Below are 12,848 nucleotides of genomic sequence, written 5' to 3' on the forward strand. Positions count from 1 at the left end.
GATAGTACACTGCCCCTCCCCCCATTATCATCAAAAAGTTTTATCGTTACGACGAAAAAGCTTTGATTTACAACTCGACAAACCTGAAAGAATATCTGCGAAAATCTCACATGGCAGGTGATCAGATGAGAAATGTAGGTAAATTTTACGACGATAAAAATTTCCCACGCGGCTTTAACCGCTCCGGTGTCTTCACTGTGGGTGAAGCCAGCATTTTGGAAAGTTATGGCAGAACCATGCGTGGCATCCACGAAGGTTTACTCAAGCCTGAAACACCGGAAGAAGAGCAGTTTTTTGCTGAAATAACAGGACAACAGGAAATCTCTTCAGATTTTGCTAAGTGCTGGGTTAAGTACCTGAAACAAACTTCTACAAAAATACGTAGCTATACCTTGTGTAACTCACCTCGCAAATCATCAGCAAGCAGCTTTGATGATGATAGCGATGATGGCGGTAGCGATGACGACATGGATTTTTAATTAATCCGTCATTTATCGCCATAGCAACATGCTTTACCGAGCCATTCGCAACCCGCGCATGGCTCTTTTCTTTTTTGCCTGATAAACCGGGCAATAAACTGGTTAATTGAAATGAAAATTTGCTTCGTTATGTACCCATGGAGCAGAGTAGAGCCTGAAACAGACTCAACCCTGCGTTTGATCCATGAAGTTGCCAGTCGCGGCCATACTGTCGCTCTGACTACCCCCAGTAACCTGACTATGCGTGACAGCATGGCAATCGCTTTTTGTCGGGTACTTAAAAAGTCGACAGTATCTAACAATGTGCCGAGCTTTTACCGCAAAGCAGAGTTCCGCAAAGCTGAACTGCCGCTGGCTGGATTCGACGCCATCATCATGCGTGCAAACCCGCCGCTGGATACCATGGCACTTAACTTCCTGGATTCAGTACGTGACGATACTTTCATTTTCAATGACATCGACGGCCTGCGTGTTGCCAACAACAAGCTCTATACCGCATCTTTGCCGGACCCTAACCGCGAGTTCATTCCTGTCACACACGTGTCGAAAAACCGTGAATATCTTGAGCGCGTACTGGAAGAGAACCCCAATGACCGCATGATCATGAAGCCGCTGAACGGTTACGGCGGTAAAGGCGTTATTCTGGTTGAAAAAAGCGCCAAATCCAGCGTGCGCTCATTGCTGGACTTTTATATCGGCGACGATCACAACTATGTGATTTTGCAGGACTACATCGAAGGCGCAGAAAAAGGCGATGTGCGTATCATGATGCTGAACGGTGAGCCTATTGGCGCGATGAAGCGTGTGCCGGCCAAAGATGACGTTCGCTCGAACATTCACGCCGGTGGCCAGGAAGTCAAGCACACCCTGACAAAACAGGAATTGCGCCTGTGCCGCCATATCGGCCCGAAACTGGTGCGTGACGGCCTTTATTTTGTGGGTCTGGATGTAATCAATGGCAAATTGGTTGAAGTCAATGTACTGAGTCCTGGTGGTATTACACGTATCAACCGCCTGAACCGCACCAAGCTTCAGCGTGAGGTGATTGATTTCGTTGAGAGTGTTGTCAAAGCCAAAGACATCAGCATCGCTCGCAAAAATAAATTCCGTCAGGTTATCGAAGATGCGTCAACTAACTGAGCATGATGTGCTGTCCTTCATCCAGCAGCACATTCCTTTTGAAGGACAGCTGGCTGACGGGAGTGTCACCATTCGCATTACCGAGTACCAGCCGATTGTAGCAACAGCCATTCATAACGGCAGTCGGCTGCGCCCTGAACTGGTGGCTAAATGCCACCTTTCAGAAGCGGAAAGGTACTATGAGGAAGATCCTTACACGGGTGATTTCATCACTTCCCTGCCGATTGTGCTGCAAGGTGAAGACTCTCGGTACGAATACGATCTTAACCGCAGTCCGGAAACCTGCATCTATCAGCAGGCCTGGGGAAAAGATGTGTGGCATGCCAAACTGACCGAGTCAGACAAGCAAGTTTCTCTGGCAAAGCATGCCTGTTATTACCGCATTTTTCGTGCACTGATCACGTCTCTTGAGCGCAAGTTCGGCTACTGTGTAATATATGACATGCACTCATATAATCACGAGCGCATATCGCAGCCATGTCCGACATTTAATTTGGGTACGGCGCAGATTGATCGCAAAGCCTGGCAGGCCGAAATTAATAATCTCCTGACCCGGCTCGGGCAAATCCAACTGCCGAATCAGGCGGTCACTGCTGGTGAAAACCTTGTTTTTCAGGGTATGGGGTATCAGGCGACTTTTGTCCGCGATAATTTCTCCCGCACCCTGATCTTACCGATTGAGATCAAGAAGGTGTATATGAATGAAACCGGTGGTGAAAGTTATCCGTTAGTCATTGAACAGCTGAAAACTGAGTTGAAAGACACCCTGACCGGCCACGCTGCTTTTGTCATGCAAAACCGCATGCAGCAACCTGCCCGTCGGCGTCAGAACGCCCATGTGCTGGATTCAAAACTGCCAAAGGAAGTTGTTCTGCTGGACCGCCAGCTGTACAAATTTGCCCGTGGTCTGAATACGCTCAGTTACATTAACCCGATCAACCTGAAACAGGAAAAGCGCCGGTTTTTACATAACCGCGATGTATATCATCCTCAGTTTACCTACCGTCAGTTGGATCTGGATCCCTATAAGTTTCGCGAGCAATTATACCGGCTGCCGGTAGAAGACATTCGTGATGCGGGTATTCAGTCGATGTACCGCAAAGTCATCGATCAGCTGGCCGTTCGTATTGACCTGCTGACCAGTCTGGGCCGTGAGGAGTTTTTATACAACTCTCTGCGCTATTATGGCCGGCCAGATGAAAGCGATATCGCTAACGCCAACTTCATTTTGCATGCCAGAGAATATGCAGAGCCTGAAAACGCGACCATCAGTGCAGAAGAAGCTGTCATTGCGTTCAATGAAGCCGCCGACGATTACGGGTTCAGCTGCAAAGTTCAGGGCACAACCAAGCTGATCGCACGTGCCATGGTGAGTGGCCGTACCGTAAAAATCAACCTCAACAGCCGGTTTACTCCCTCTGATCTGTTTGCGCTGATTCATCACGAAATGGGCGTCCATATGGTGACCAGCGTCAACGCTGAAGCCCAGCCGCTCAAAGTATTGCAGCTCGGTTTACCGGGCAATACGCATACGCAGGAAGGCCTGGCGATTCTGTGTGAGCACCTGTCGGGCAATTTCCCGTTGCACAGGCTGAAGACGCTGGCATTACGTGTGGTTGCGGTTGATATGATGGTAAATAAACGCAGCTTTAATGAAACCTTCAATACCCTGAAGTTTGATTACGGCCTGTCCAATGACACTGCGTTTACCATCACAACCCGCGCATACCGTGGCGGTGGTTTTACCAAAGACTATCTGTACCTCCGTGGTTTGAAAGATGCGCTCAGATTGCACAAGGAAACGGACCTGACCTCGCTGTTCATTGGTAAAACAGGCTTTGAATTTAAGCCATTACTTGATGAGCTGATTGAACGGGACATTTTACAGCCACCTCAGTACCTGCCAAAAGCACTCAACATGAAGACGGACACCGATCCCATCATTAACTTCATGCTTAACTGCATCGATTAACCGACCCATAAAAAAATGCGCTTCCGTTACAGGTAAGCGCATCTTTGTTTACAGGCCTTTCATTCCGGTATTTATTCCCACTCCCAATGACGGCCGTCATGCTCCTGGGTAAACAACATCCGATAGCCTGATATATTTCTGTGTGGTACATCTCGCATCACTTTATGGAACTGCTTGTTATCAAGGTGGATCAAATTCTCATGATCACCGGATTCGATATACAGTTCATCCTGCTCAAGCAGCAAATCATCCACCAGCATATTGATTTTATATGCCTGTCCCAATGAAGGGATCGCACCGGGTTCACAGTCCTGAAATATCTGGGTTAATTCATGCTCACCCACCAAAAAGAACTGCTTGCCCATTATGCGATTAATTTTATCAATCATGACCCGGCGGTTAGACGGCACAACGGCCATCAGGTAATCGCCCTGCTGATCCTTAAGCAAAACAGCTTTCGCCACTTGGGAAGTAGGAACATGTGCAGAGACCGCCGAACTGAATGATGTATCAGTATGCCTGTGGTGCGTCAGACTGAAATCCACATTATGGCTGTTGAGGAATTGCCCAACTGTCATAGCCATCGCCATAAATCACCTCCTGGAAATCCAGCGCTCGGGGCTTAACGCCCTACAGCCAAAGTATGAAAGGGGTGCGGCAATTTTGCGAACTTCACACCCATAAATTTCATGGGTAATTGTAAAGGAAGGCGAACAAACTTACTGGATACGGCGAATCTGCCAAAATGCCCGCTGCCAGTACGGGGTGTCAAGACTGGATACAACAACCCCCTGTGATGTTGAAGCATGCAAAAACTCATTATTACCCATATAGATGCCGACATGACGCATACGCCGCCCTGTTCTGAAAAACACCAAATCCCCTTTTTTCGCCATAGTACGGGGGACAGCCTTACCCAATTGCGACTGCTCTGCAGTCGTGCGGGGCAGCATTTGACGATAGACCTCAGAATAGGTCAGCTGAACAAATGCGGAGCAGTCGATTCCCCGCCTGGAGCTTCCCCCTAAACGGTAAGGCGTGCCTTTCCAGCTTTGGTATACATCAAGAAACGTAGGGGTCGGTGGTTTGATAGCAATGGAAACTGGGGGCTGGGGAGGCTGAGTAACCGCGGCATGGATCTCCCGGGTTTCCGCAGGCACTTGTGTTGTAGTACTGCAGCCTGTCAATACACTCAGAACAGCCATCGTAGATATCATCATCAGACGTCGCTGGCGATAACCCACACTCCTTCTTGTCCCTGCCATATCAACCTCTGCGCAAAAAAATACCACAAGGAAGTGATTATGCATGAAGCCACAGCCTGATGCACTGTCTGACGTACTGCCTGATTAATCTTAAAGCACTCTCCCAGAGACACCCAGTGAACCTGTTCATCATCCCTTTCATCGCAGGGATATCCAGGTCTGAAAGCAGCCTGATTCCCGGCACCCGCGAGTTCACTTTTTATCTATTACTTTTCAACTGGTTAACTTCTTAATTTTGTGACCTGTTGCATATCAAAGGCTCAGTCACTTTTGCTAAATTTCTCTGCTGAATTAATCTAAGAATGTAGTTAGTGTTTTTTAAGGAGTTGTTGTGCTCGCTTTCATTCGCCTGTTACTGGCTGCCCTTTTTATTGTTTTCACCTGCTTGTTTGCTCTGGTCTACTGTCTTTTCAGCCCAAGAGATCCAAAGCATGTCTATTTTTTCAGCCGCTGGTTCAAGATACTGAGAAAAATAGTCAATGTGCACATCATTGAAAGAGGACAAGAGCGGATCAAAGGGGTTGGCCGCGCCGTGTATATCTCTAATCACCAGAATGTTTTCGACTTTGTTACTTCGCCCGGCATGGTCAGGCCGAGAACCGTCTCGATCGGTAAAAAAAGCCTGCTGTGGATTCCCTTCTTTGGTCCTTTGTACTGGATCACCGGCAATATACTGATAGACAGAGAAAATAAAGCCAAAGCCCGCGACACCATTAAACAAGTCGCCGATACCATCCACGAACGTAACCTGTCGGTATGGATGTATCCCGAAGGCACCAGAAGTAAAGGGCGTGGTTTACTGCCTTTTAAAACCGGTGCATTCAGAATGGCCATTGAGGCAGGCGTGCCTATCGTGCCTATGGTTGTCAGCAGTACCCACAACAAAATTGATCTGAATCAGCGGGATAACGGCACTGTAATTGCTGAGTACCTCGACCCGATTGATACGTCTGCAATGACTATGCAGGATGCCCGGGAATTAGCTGAGCGCTGTCGTGAAATGATGCTGACTCACATAGCAAAACTGGATGCAGAAGTGGCAACACTCAACACCCAGTCTGCGGCAGTGGTGGCAAAAACAGGTTAATGGTTTTCTGCCGCCAGATTCTTGCTCAAACCGTCAAATGCCCTTAGCAACGGCTCACTTTTCAGAATGCGGTTATGCCCCAGCCCACTGGTCTCGATCAGACTGACCCGTGGCAGGGCATTTGCTTTCCTCGACTGTTCAAACAACGCAAAACGATCACCACTATCATGAACAATCACTGTGTGTCCCTGATGACCAGCCAGCCGTTGGTGGCTATCCACACTATCAATCGGATACTGATACTGACATTCAACTTCGCGAATCACATCCTGAAACAAACGCAGTGAGAAACCCGATCCCTCAACAACACGGTACAAGTTATCTTTGTAGTTCAGAATCGGAGCAACCAGCAGCATGGGCACGCCCGCCAGTTTCGCGTGCTTGCTCTCAAGCATCATGGTGCAGCCCATGCTGTGCGCAACAACGCCGGCAAGCTCATCAACTTCTTGCTCCAATACGGCTTCCAGCCCTTTGACAAAGCCGGGTAAATGTCCGTGCTGGCCATCGCTCGCACCATGAGCAGGATTATCAAATGCCAGAGCGGTAAAACCTGAGGCCGCAATATGTTCCATCAGGGTATAAAATTGACTGGCCGATCCGGACCATCCATGCCCCAGCAGCCATGTGGGGCCGCTCCCAAGAGAGTACGTCATTATTTTACCTTCGGACGTCTCAATCGCTTTTTTTTGTAACCCCTCAGGGGCCTGAGCGCTGGCAGAAAACCTTTCAGGTGTTAACAACAAGTTCCGCGCGGTTTTACGGGCATGAGAAGGGGCAATACGGTGATAGGCACGGGTTGCCACGTTGATTGCACGGCGTCTGACATTCACGCCTCCCTTAGTATTGAAATATATTTTGCTGCTCATGATTTGGCCTGTATAAAAAAGTACGTACGTGCTTTTTTTTGAAATTTAAAGAAATCAGTCTTGCTCGCTGTCTGATCGCCAACTGGCAAGAATAAGGTCCACATCCGTCCAGAATCGCGGGTTACCATCCGCTTCCAGACCCAAGGAATGAAAGAGCTGACTACTGAGGTAAGCACCGTAGAGCCGGAACACGGATTGCCAGGTATCTAAATCCGTACGGAACTCGCCGCTGGCCTTCCCCTGCTCAACCTGGCGGCACAAATAGTCCATCCACCGGCGGGTAATAATGTCCAATTCCTGCTGAACAGGATCATCGCTGCAGCGGCCTTCTTTCCAGGCATCGATAAACATGCAACTGCCCTGAAATGAATGGTTCCAGGCTAGCCAGTTCTGCAGTAATAACCTGATTTTTTCTTCTACCGACTCCCAGCCTGCAAGCCGTGCAGGCTGGATGACATGCTGAGCAAAGTAGTCACCCGCAAACTGTAAAACAGAAACCTGTAGATTCTCTTTCGAATTGAAATGTGCAAACAGCCCGCTTTTCGACATACCTGATGCCTTAGCCAACTGTCCGACAGTCAGGCTGTCCAAGCCATCACGACTGGCCAGATCAAATGCCGTTCTCAGTATGTGTTCCCGGGTTACCCGACCTTTACTCATTGCACTACCTTTCGTTAGATTGTCGCAATTAAAGCACGATCGTTCTTTTTTATGCAAGATAAGTCAGGTCCAACCAGACTGCTTTAACAGCCTTTAACGCTCTGAAAAATGGAACAGACTGTCAACTTTAATCGGGCAGTCACCGGCTTCATGGACAGCATCCTGCGCCTGCTTCAGGGAATCATAACTGCAGGGGATGCCGTAAACATCAGTCAGAGGATAGTCATTCCCGGCTTCATCTTTAAAGTTCACACTCCAACCCGCACTGAGAAAATCGTGGACTAATCGCGCTTCCACCAATGTGTGCTTCATCAACATTTCCCGACATTCTGACAGAACCATAATCAAACCCTCTCAACATCTAAAGAGAACAGCTCTTTTAAGCAAGTGATTATCCATTCACCACCCGTCAAGATGCTTATCACTATAAATATAGTTAATTCTGAGTAAAGATAATCTCAAACGGTTCTGGCCTGCGCCAATCACTAAAGGGGGGGGTCATTAACGCCTGTTGCTGGCGGTAAAAAACAAGACGATGAGTAAAGACTGCATATGACTGCTTATTGTTAAAATTGTTATCCATTAATTTTTGTGCGGTTATAGCGTATTTCACTATCCAAGTATTGATAAACCCGATGCATCTATGCTCTTATTCGCAGATAAAAATCTTAATAAAACAAGGGTTATACGTGTCCGCTATATCCATTCACACCATGAAGGACGGTGAAGTCACCTTCCCAGCAGGCGAACAGCTCGTTTCAGCCACTGATCTCAAAGGCAATATCATCTATTGCAACCCCTGCTTCTGCCAGGTTGCCGGTTATACCGAGGACGAATTACTGGGTAAACCGCATAACATAATCCGCCATGCCGATATGCCCAAAGCGGCATTTGGCGATATGTGGATGCACTTGAAAAAAGGTAACGCCTGGCGGGGTATCGTCAAGAACAAGACTAAAAATGGCGGTTATTACTGGGTCGACGCTTACGTCACGCCTATCTACGAACACAGTAAAATCGTGGGTTATCAGTCGGTACGGGTAAAACCCACTCCCGACATGATCAAAACCGCAAGCCAGGCTTACAAAACATTACGTCAGAGTGAAGGCAAAACCAATGTCTCACTTTCGCTGCCGGCTTCTTTGCGTTACGGCCTGTTGGCTGCCGCTATCCTGCTGCCGGTTATTTATGGCCTGGTGCAGGGCGGGTTCTCGTTCACTGCGCTTCTGCCGCTGCTTCCGCTTCTTGTGCTGCTGCTTTTCTTCCGCCAGGAGCTGTTTCAGACCCCGCAGCAGTTAAATGACCTCAAACAAAGCTATGACAGTATCAGCCGGCTGATTTTTTCCGGCAACAGTGCTTTTTCTGTAGCGGATTATCATCTCAAAATGGCTTCAGCAAGAATTCGTACCGTTTTAGGCCGAATGAAAGATGCCGCCCATCCTCTTCAGACGCTTGCTGAAGAGTTGAGTGAAACAGCCACCCGTGTCAATCAGGCGATCCGGCATCAGAACGACAATATCCGCAATGTTGCCAATGCACTGGATGACATGACTGACTCAGCGCAAACGGTCAACCAGCATGCTGATCACTCGGAGCAGTTGTTACTGAGCACTCAAAATTACAGTGATCAGACCCGGGTACAACTGGATACCACTCAGCAAAATCTGCAGGCACTATCTGCACAGGCTGAGCAGGCAACGGCCACGACACTGCAGTTAAGTAACGAAGCGGCGAAAGTCAGCTCAGTGATGGATGAAATTCGCGGCATTGCCGATCAAACTAACCTGCTGGCCTTAAATGCCGCCATTGAAGCTGCTCGTGCCGGTGAGCATGGCCGTGGTTTTGCTGTGGTTGCCGATGAAGTACGGGCTTTATCATCACGTACCCAGACGGCGACAGAACAGATCCAAAACAGTATTGAGCACATGTTGAATACAATCAACGAATGGCGCTCTGTGATTGAATGTAACCGCGATCAGACCAATCAGTGTGTTTCAACCGCCGCTGAAGGCTCTGAAAGCCTGAAAACCATGGAAGCCAACATGGCTGAAATGAGTCTGTTGATCCGGAAAATGGCCCAGGCGGCAGAAGGCCAGGTACAGCTGACTGACCATACCCGCCAGCACATCCACTCCATCGCTGCAGCATCAGAGCAAAACTTTAAAGAGCTGCTGCTGGTCGAAGAATCGAGCGCCGGGCTCAGGGCTAAAGTCGACGACTTTGAAGCACTGGCCGAACGCTTCGAGGAAAGATAGCCACATTATCTGACTGGTCTGGCTGTCAGGCCAGTCAGATCCCCTACTCTGCCGACATTGATCCCCTCTTTACATTGCCACCATTGCCACCATTGCCACCATTGCCACCATTGCCACCAGGCATTTTAAGTCTTTCTTGCGCTTACCTTGATCTGCAACAAGCTATAACCACTGACTCTGATAGCGCATTCGGCTGTCCGGAGATACACTCATTCACAGTATCTTTTCTGGTAAAAGGAAACACGATGGCAGATTTACAACATCCTGAAGAGCCTTGTGAAGCGTGTGGTGTCGCGGCTGAAATTGGCTTTCTCATCCGCGAAGGAGACGATGTTTCAACGCTTACATTTAATGGTTCGGGCAAAGACGTGATAGAAACAGAATTTGCGCCTTTCCTGACATTAGCGAAAAGCGTTAATAACAATGTGCAATATCAGACGATCTACAGTGACAATGAAACTGCAATGACAGCTAGCCTGCAGTTCGAATGCAGTGCTGAAAAACTGATTTTCGACCTCAAGTCCCGCTCACTGGCTTCACGATAATTCTGCTGTAATAGGCCATATCGGGTAAAAATTCCGGCTCGATATGGCTATTTGCTGCCATTCCCCTCGATCCTCTGTGATATGATTCCCGCCAGATAACTATGCCAAGATAACAACGCAATAGGATGCGCAGTAATGACCAACAAAACTATCGCTTTCATCGGATTAGGCACTATGGGTTTCCCTATGGCCGGGCACTTAGCCACTGCGGGATTTAAGGTCGTGGTCTACAACCGCACGACAGCCACCGCAGAGAGATGGCTGGGTACTTACCCGGGTAAGCTTGCGCTGACGCCGGCAGAGGCCGCACAAGAGGCCGATGTTGTCCTGACCTGTGTCGGTAATGATAACGATATCCGTGAAATCTACTGTGGGGAACAGGGGATCCTGTCGACCATCCGTCCGGGCACTTTACTGGTTGATCACACCACAGCCTCTGCCGATGTTGCCCGTGAAATGGCAGAAGCGGCAAAGAGTGCATCTGCCACATTCATCGATGCACCCGTCTCTGGTGGTGAAGCTGGCGCTGTAAATGGCTGTCTGACCATCATGGTCGGTGGCAGCGAAGAAGCGTTTCAGTCAGCCCAGCCCATTTTCAACACTTATGCGAAAGCCTCTACCCTGATGGGTGATGTCGGATTCGGTCAAATCACCAAAATGGCGAACCAAATCTGTATTACCGGTATTCTTCAGGGCTTATCTGAAGCCATTACGCTTGCTAAAGCAGCGGGATTAGATATTGAGAAAATGACCAATGTGCTGAAGCATGGCGCGGCCGGTTCATGGCAAATGGAAAACCGCGCTGTCACCATGGCGGAAGATAAATTTGATTTCGGTTTTGCCATCGACTGGATGCGAAAAGATCTTGCTATCTGTTTCGATGCCGCCGATAAACTGTGCGTCCCGCTTCCTCTGGCACGTCAGGTCGATGCTGAATACGCGAAACTTCAGGACAGAGGCTTTAACCGAGCAGACACGTCGGTATTAATCAAGCAATTTGATAAATAGCAATACCCGGATTCAACTATGCGTTGATTGTAATGTCAGCGCATATTTTTATACTGCTCGTTTGGTGACGCTACTCCCATTTCATCAGCTAATGCTGTCTTTTCTTCTGGTACTGATTACAATTTGTCAGGAATAGAATAATTACATGCATGTGTCGTGATAAGTATGTTGAAGCAACCCCTACCCTTTTTCCAGTTAGCGGTTTTAAGCCTTTCCCTGAACTTCAGTCAGGGCGTTGCCGCTAATCAATTTATTTCAGACATAAAGTTGCTTAATTACACCGATAGCTACGGCAACGTCTCGCTGCGACATTCACAGAGCATTACCCTGCCCAACCCTCTTCATGTGAAAGGTAACCTGAATCTCGAAAATAGTGATATTAATTATTTACCTGGCGTTGTTCGTGTTGATGGGAATCTCAATCTGGCCTATAGCAACATTGTCTTATTGCCCAAAAGACTGGAAGTCGCAGGGTATCTCAATCTTGCCCACACCCGAATTACCAGGCTGAGCCCATATCTTAAGATACCAGGGGATTTAAGCTTGATTGGCATGCCAATCACACAATTACCACCCTATCTGTCTGTTGGAGGCGATCTCTATCTGGCACACACCAAAATTACTGAGCTTCCTCCCAATATCACAGTAAAAGGTGATATTTATTTAGGAGGCATTCAATTGAAATCTATTCCGGAAACGCTACGCGTTGGCGGGAATATCTATCAATAGTATTGATGAAAACCATCAACCCCGCACTTAAATGACTTTTCTGCCTTATAAAAACATTTAAGCCAGAAACACAGTATGAGTGTCTCTGGCTAACTTCACTTTACTTTTTTACATTACCAATCGGATTTTTATCTTTTTCGTCGTTTTCGCATCAGGTGCGTTCATTTACTTTTCAGTTTCGACTTAGAAGACTGTGATTGATAATAGAACCATTGTCTACGGCTTTTATTTGTCATAATTCACCTCTCGATAAAACATAGATAACAAGCCAAGTATTACTAAAAAACCTTTGCTACCTAATTCGTTTAACTTTACTCAAAGACTCATTACAGATGAATGACATTTAAGTATCGTTAACGTTACTATCTCCAATGACGAATGCTGATCGGCATAATCAACAAAACTGTTGTGTCCTTTATGCTCAGATTCTGGAGAATAATAAACATGAAGCGAGATGGATTGTTACTGAATGTTCTGATCCGACACTGAACTTTTTGACGTTTGGGGAACGTTAACCTTAAATTCAGTTACCTCACTCGAGGTTCGGTTTTCCAACGCTTTTTCAGACTTATCACCATCTAGTCCACATCAACAAAAATCAATATAAGAGTCTCTGGCACATTTTTCAATAGCATTTTTGACCTTTTTTGTGAGTTTATGCTCACATTTTTCTCATATGTTACACATCAGGGTTACAAAGTGTTGTGAATCAATCCCTTAACAATTAACTACAATTTCACAACATCAAATCGTACGATTTTGCACCATACTTGAGCAGTGTGATATTCGGTTCAGACTGGAATCGCTCAGAACACATTGAAAAATAAGCTTTCTATCAATAT

Annotated in this window: 13 protein-coding genes; 8 read left to right on the forward strand and 5 right to left on the reverse strand. The window is 47.4% G+C overall.

Annotated elements, in window-relative coordinates; all coding sequences use genetic code 11:
- Positions 1-125: 125 nt before the first annotated feature.
- The 3 genes from H511_RS0106635 to H511_RS0106645 all read left to right on the forward strand — a co-directional run bounded on the left by H511_RS0106635 (position 126) and on the right by H511_RS0106645 (position 3,591).
- On the forward strand, positions 126-479 hold the full coding sequence (locus H511_RS0106635; RefSeq protein WP_027251594.1) for a MaoP family protein: 354 nt from the start codon (positions 126-128) through the stop codon (positions 477-479).
- 111 nt (positions 480-590) lie between these two features.
- Complete coding sequence (gshB, locus tag H511_RS0106640; RefSeq protein WP_027251595.1) at positions 591-1,619, forward strand: glutathione synthase; 1,029 nt, start codon at positions 591-593, stop codon at positions 1,617-1,619.
- Complete coding sequence (locus H511_RS0106645; RefSeq protein WP_027251596.1) at positions 1,603-3,591, forward strand: flavohemoglobin expression-modulating QEGLA motif protein; 1,989 nt, start codon at positions 1,603-1,605, stop codon at positions 3,589-3,591. The genes gshB and H511_RS0106645 overlap by 17 nt, the downstream gene beginning before the upstream one ends.
- Positions 3,592-3,662: 71 nt before the next feature.
- On the opposite strand, the gene H511_RS0106650 is transcribed toward H511_RS0106645, so the two are convergent.
- Together H511_RS0106650 and H511_RS22790 are read right to left on the reverse strand one after the other, a co-directional pair.
- Positions 3,663-4,175 carry an aminoacyl-tRNA deacylase gene (locus H511_RS0106650; RefSeq protein WP_237582797.1) on the reverse strand — a complete coding sequence of 171 codons (513 nt, stop codon included), beginning with the start codon at positions 4,173-4,175 and terminating at the stop codon, positions 3,663-3,665.
- A gap of 135 nt (positions 4,176-4,310) precedes the next feature.
- Positions 4,311-4,856, reverse strand: a complete 546-nt coding sequence (locus H511_RS22790) for an NlpC/P60 family protein (protein ID WP_237582798.1) — start codon at positions 4,854-4,856, stop codon at positions 4,311-4,313.
- Positions 4,857-5,187: 331 nt separating this feature from the next.
- On the opposite strand from H511_RS22790, the gene H511_RS0106660 reads away from it, so the two are divergent.
- Complete coding sequence (locus H511_RS0106660) at positions 5,188-5,943, forward strand: 1-acylglycerol-3-phosphate O-acyltransferase (RefSeq protein WP_027251599.1); 756 nt, start codon at positions 5,188-5,190, stop codon at positions 5,941-5,943.
- Here H511_RS0106660 and H511_RS0106665 read toward each other — a convergent pair.
- The 3 genes from H511_RS0106665 to H511_RS0106675 form a co-directional block, all read right to left on the reverse strand.
- The gene (locus H511_RS0106665) at positions 5,940-6,809 is read right to left on the reverse strand and encodes an alpha/beta fold hydrolase (RefSeq protein WP_027251600.1); all 870 of its coding nucleotides are present in this window, start codon (positions 6,807-6,809) and stop codon (positions 5,940-5,942) included. The two genes, H511_RS0106660 and H511_RS0106665, sit on opposite strands and share 4 nt — an antisense overlap.
- Before the next feature lie 54 nt (positions 6,810-6,863).
- Positions 6,864-7,469: a TetR/AcrR family transcriptional regulator gene (locus tag H511_RS0106670; protein ID WP_027251601.1), complete on the reverse strand. Its 606-nt coding sequence runs from the start codon at positions 7,467-7,469 to the stop codon at positions 6,864-6,866.
- A gap of 93 nt (positions 7,470-7,562) precedes the next feature.
- Entirely contained in the window at positions 7,563-7,781 is a 219-nt protein-coding gene (locus H511_RS0106675) for a hypothetical protein (protein ID WP_237582799.1), read from the reverse strand.
- 401 nt (positions 7,782-8,182) lie between these two features.
- Between H511_RS0106675 and H511_RS0106680 the strand changes: the two genes are divergently transcribed.
- The 4 genes from H511_RS0106680 (at position 8,183) to H511_RS0106695 (ending at position 12,006) form a co-directional block, all read left to right on the forward strand.
- The gene (locus H511_RS0106680) at positions 8,183-9,724 is read left to right on the forward strand and encodes a methyl-accepting chemotaxis protein (RefSeq protein WP_027251603.1); all 1,542 of its coding nucleotides are present in this window, start codon (positions 8,183-8,185) and stop codon (positions 9,722-9,724) included.
- Positions 9,725-9,969: 245 nt separating this feature from the next.
- Positions 9,970-10,269: a DUF406 family protein gene (locus H511_RS0106685; protein ID WP_027251604.1), complete on the forward strand. Its 300-nt coding sequence runs from the start codon at positions 9,970-9,972 to the stop codon at positions 10,267-10,269.
- Between the two features lie 135 nt (positions 10,270-10,404).
- Positions 10,405-11,277: an NAD(P)-dependent oxidoreductase gene (locus tag H511_RS0106690; RefSeq protein ID WP_027251605.1), complete on the forward strand. Its 873-nt coding sequence runs from the start codon at positions 10,405-10,407 to the stop codon at positions 11,275-11,277.
- Between the two features lie 165 nt (positions 11,278-11,442).
- On the forward strand, positions 11,443-12,006 hold the full coding sequence (locus H511_RS0106695) for a hypothetical protein (protein ID WP_036759027.1): 564 nt from the start codon (positions 11,443-11,445) through the stop codon (positions 12,004-12,006).
- The last annotated feature ends 842 nt before the right edge of the window (positions 12,007-12,848 follow it).

This window comes from Photobacterium halotolerans DSM 18316, assembly GCF_000425165.1.
Classification (GTDB): domain Bacteria; phylum Pseudomonadota; class Gammaproteobacteria; order Enterobacterales; family Vibrionaceae; genus Photobacterium; species Photobacterium halotolerans.

Bases quoted from the DNA above. Each gene is read 5' to 3' on its own strand.
- H511_RS0106635 (WP_027251594.1), top strand. From the start codon at position 126: ATGAGAAATGTAGGTAAATTTTACGACGATAAAAATTTCCCACGCGGC.
- gshB (WP_027251595.1), top strand. From the start codon at position 591: ATGAAAATTTGCTTCGTTATGTACCCATGGAGCAGAGTAGAGCCTGAA.
- H511_RS0106645 (WP_027251596.1), top strand. From the start codon at position 1,603: ATGCGTCAACTAACTGAGCATGATGTGCTGTCCTTCATCCAGCAGCAC.
- H511_RS0106650 (WP_237582797.1), bottom strand. From the start codon at position 4,175: ATGGCTATGACAGTTGGGCAATTCCTCAACAGCCATAATGTGGATTTC.
- H511_RS22790 (WP_237582798.1), bottom strand. From the start codon at position 4,856: ATGGCAGGGACAAGAAGGAGTGTGGGTTATCGCCAGCGACGTCTGATG.
- H511_RS0106665 (WP_027251600.1), bottom strand. From the start codon at position 6,809: ATGAGCAGCAAAATATATTTCAATACTAAGGGAGGCGTGAATGTCAGA.
- H511_RS0106670 (WP_027251601.1), bottom strand. From the start codon at position 7,469: ATGAGTAAAGGTCGGGTAACCCGGGAACACATACTGAGAACGGCATTT.
- H511_RS0106675 (WP_237582799.1), bottom strand. From the start codon at position 7,781: ATGAAGCACACATTGGTGGAAGCGCGATTAGTCCACGATTTTCTCAGT.
- H511_RS0106680 (WP_027251603.1), top strand. From the start codon at position 8,183: ATGAAGGACGGTGAAGTCACCTTCCCAGCAGGCGAACAGCTCGTTTCA.
- H511_RS0106685 (WP_027251604.1), top strand. From the start codon at position 9,970: ATGGCAGATTTACAACATCCTGAAGAGCCTTGTGAAGCGTGTGGTGTC.
- H511_RS0106690 (WP_027251605.1), top strand. From the start codon at position 10,405: ATGACCAACAAAACTATCGCTTTCATCGGATTAGGCACTATGGGTTTC.
- H511_RS0106695 (WP_036759027.1), top strand. From the start codon at position 11,443: ATGTTGAAGCAACCCCTACCCTTTTTCCAGTTAGCGGTTTTAAGCCTT.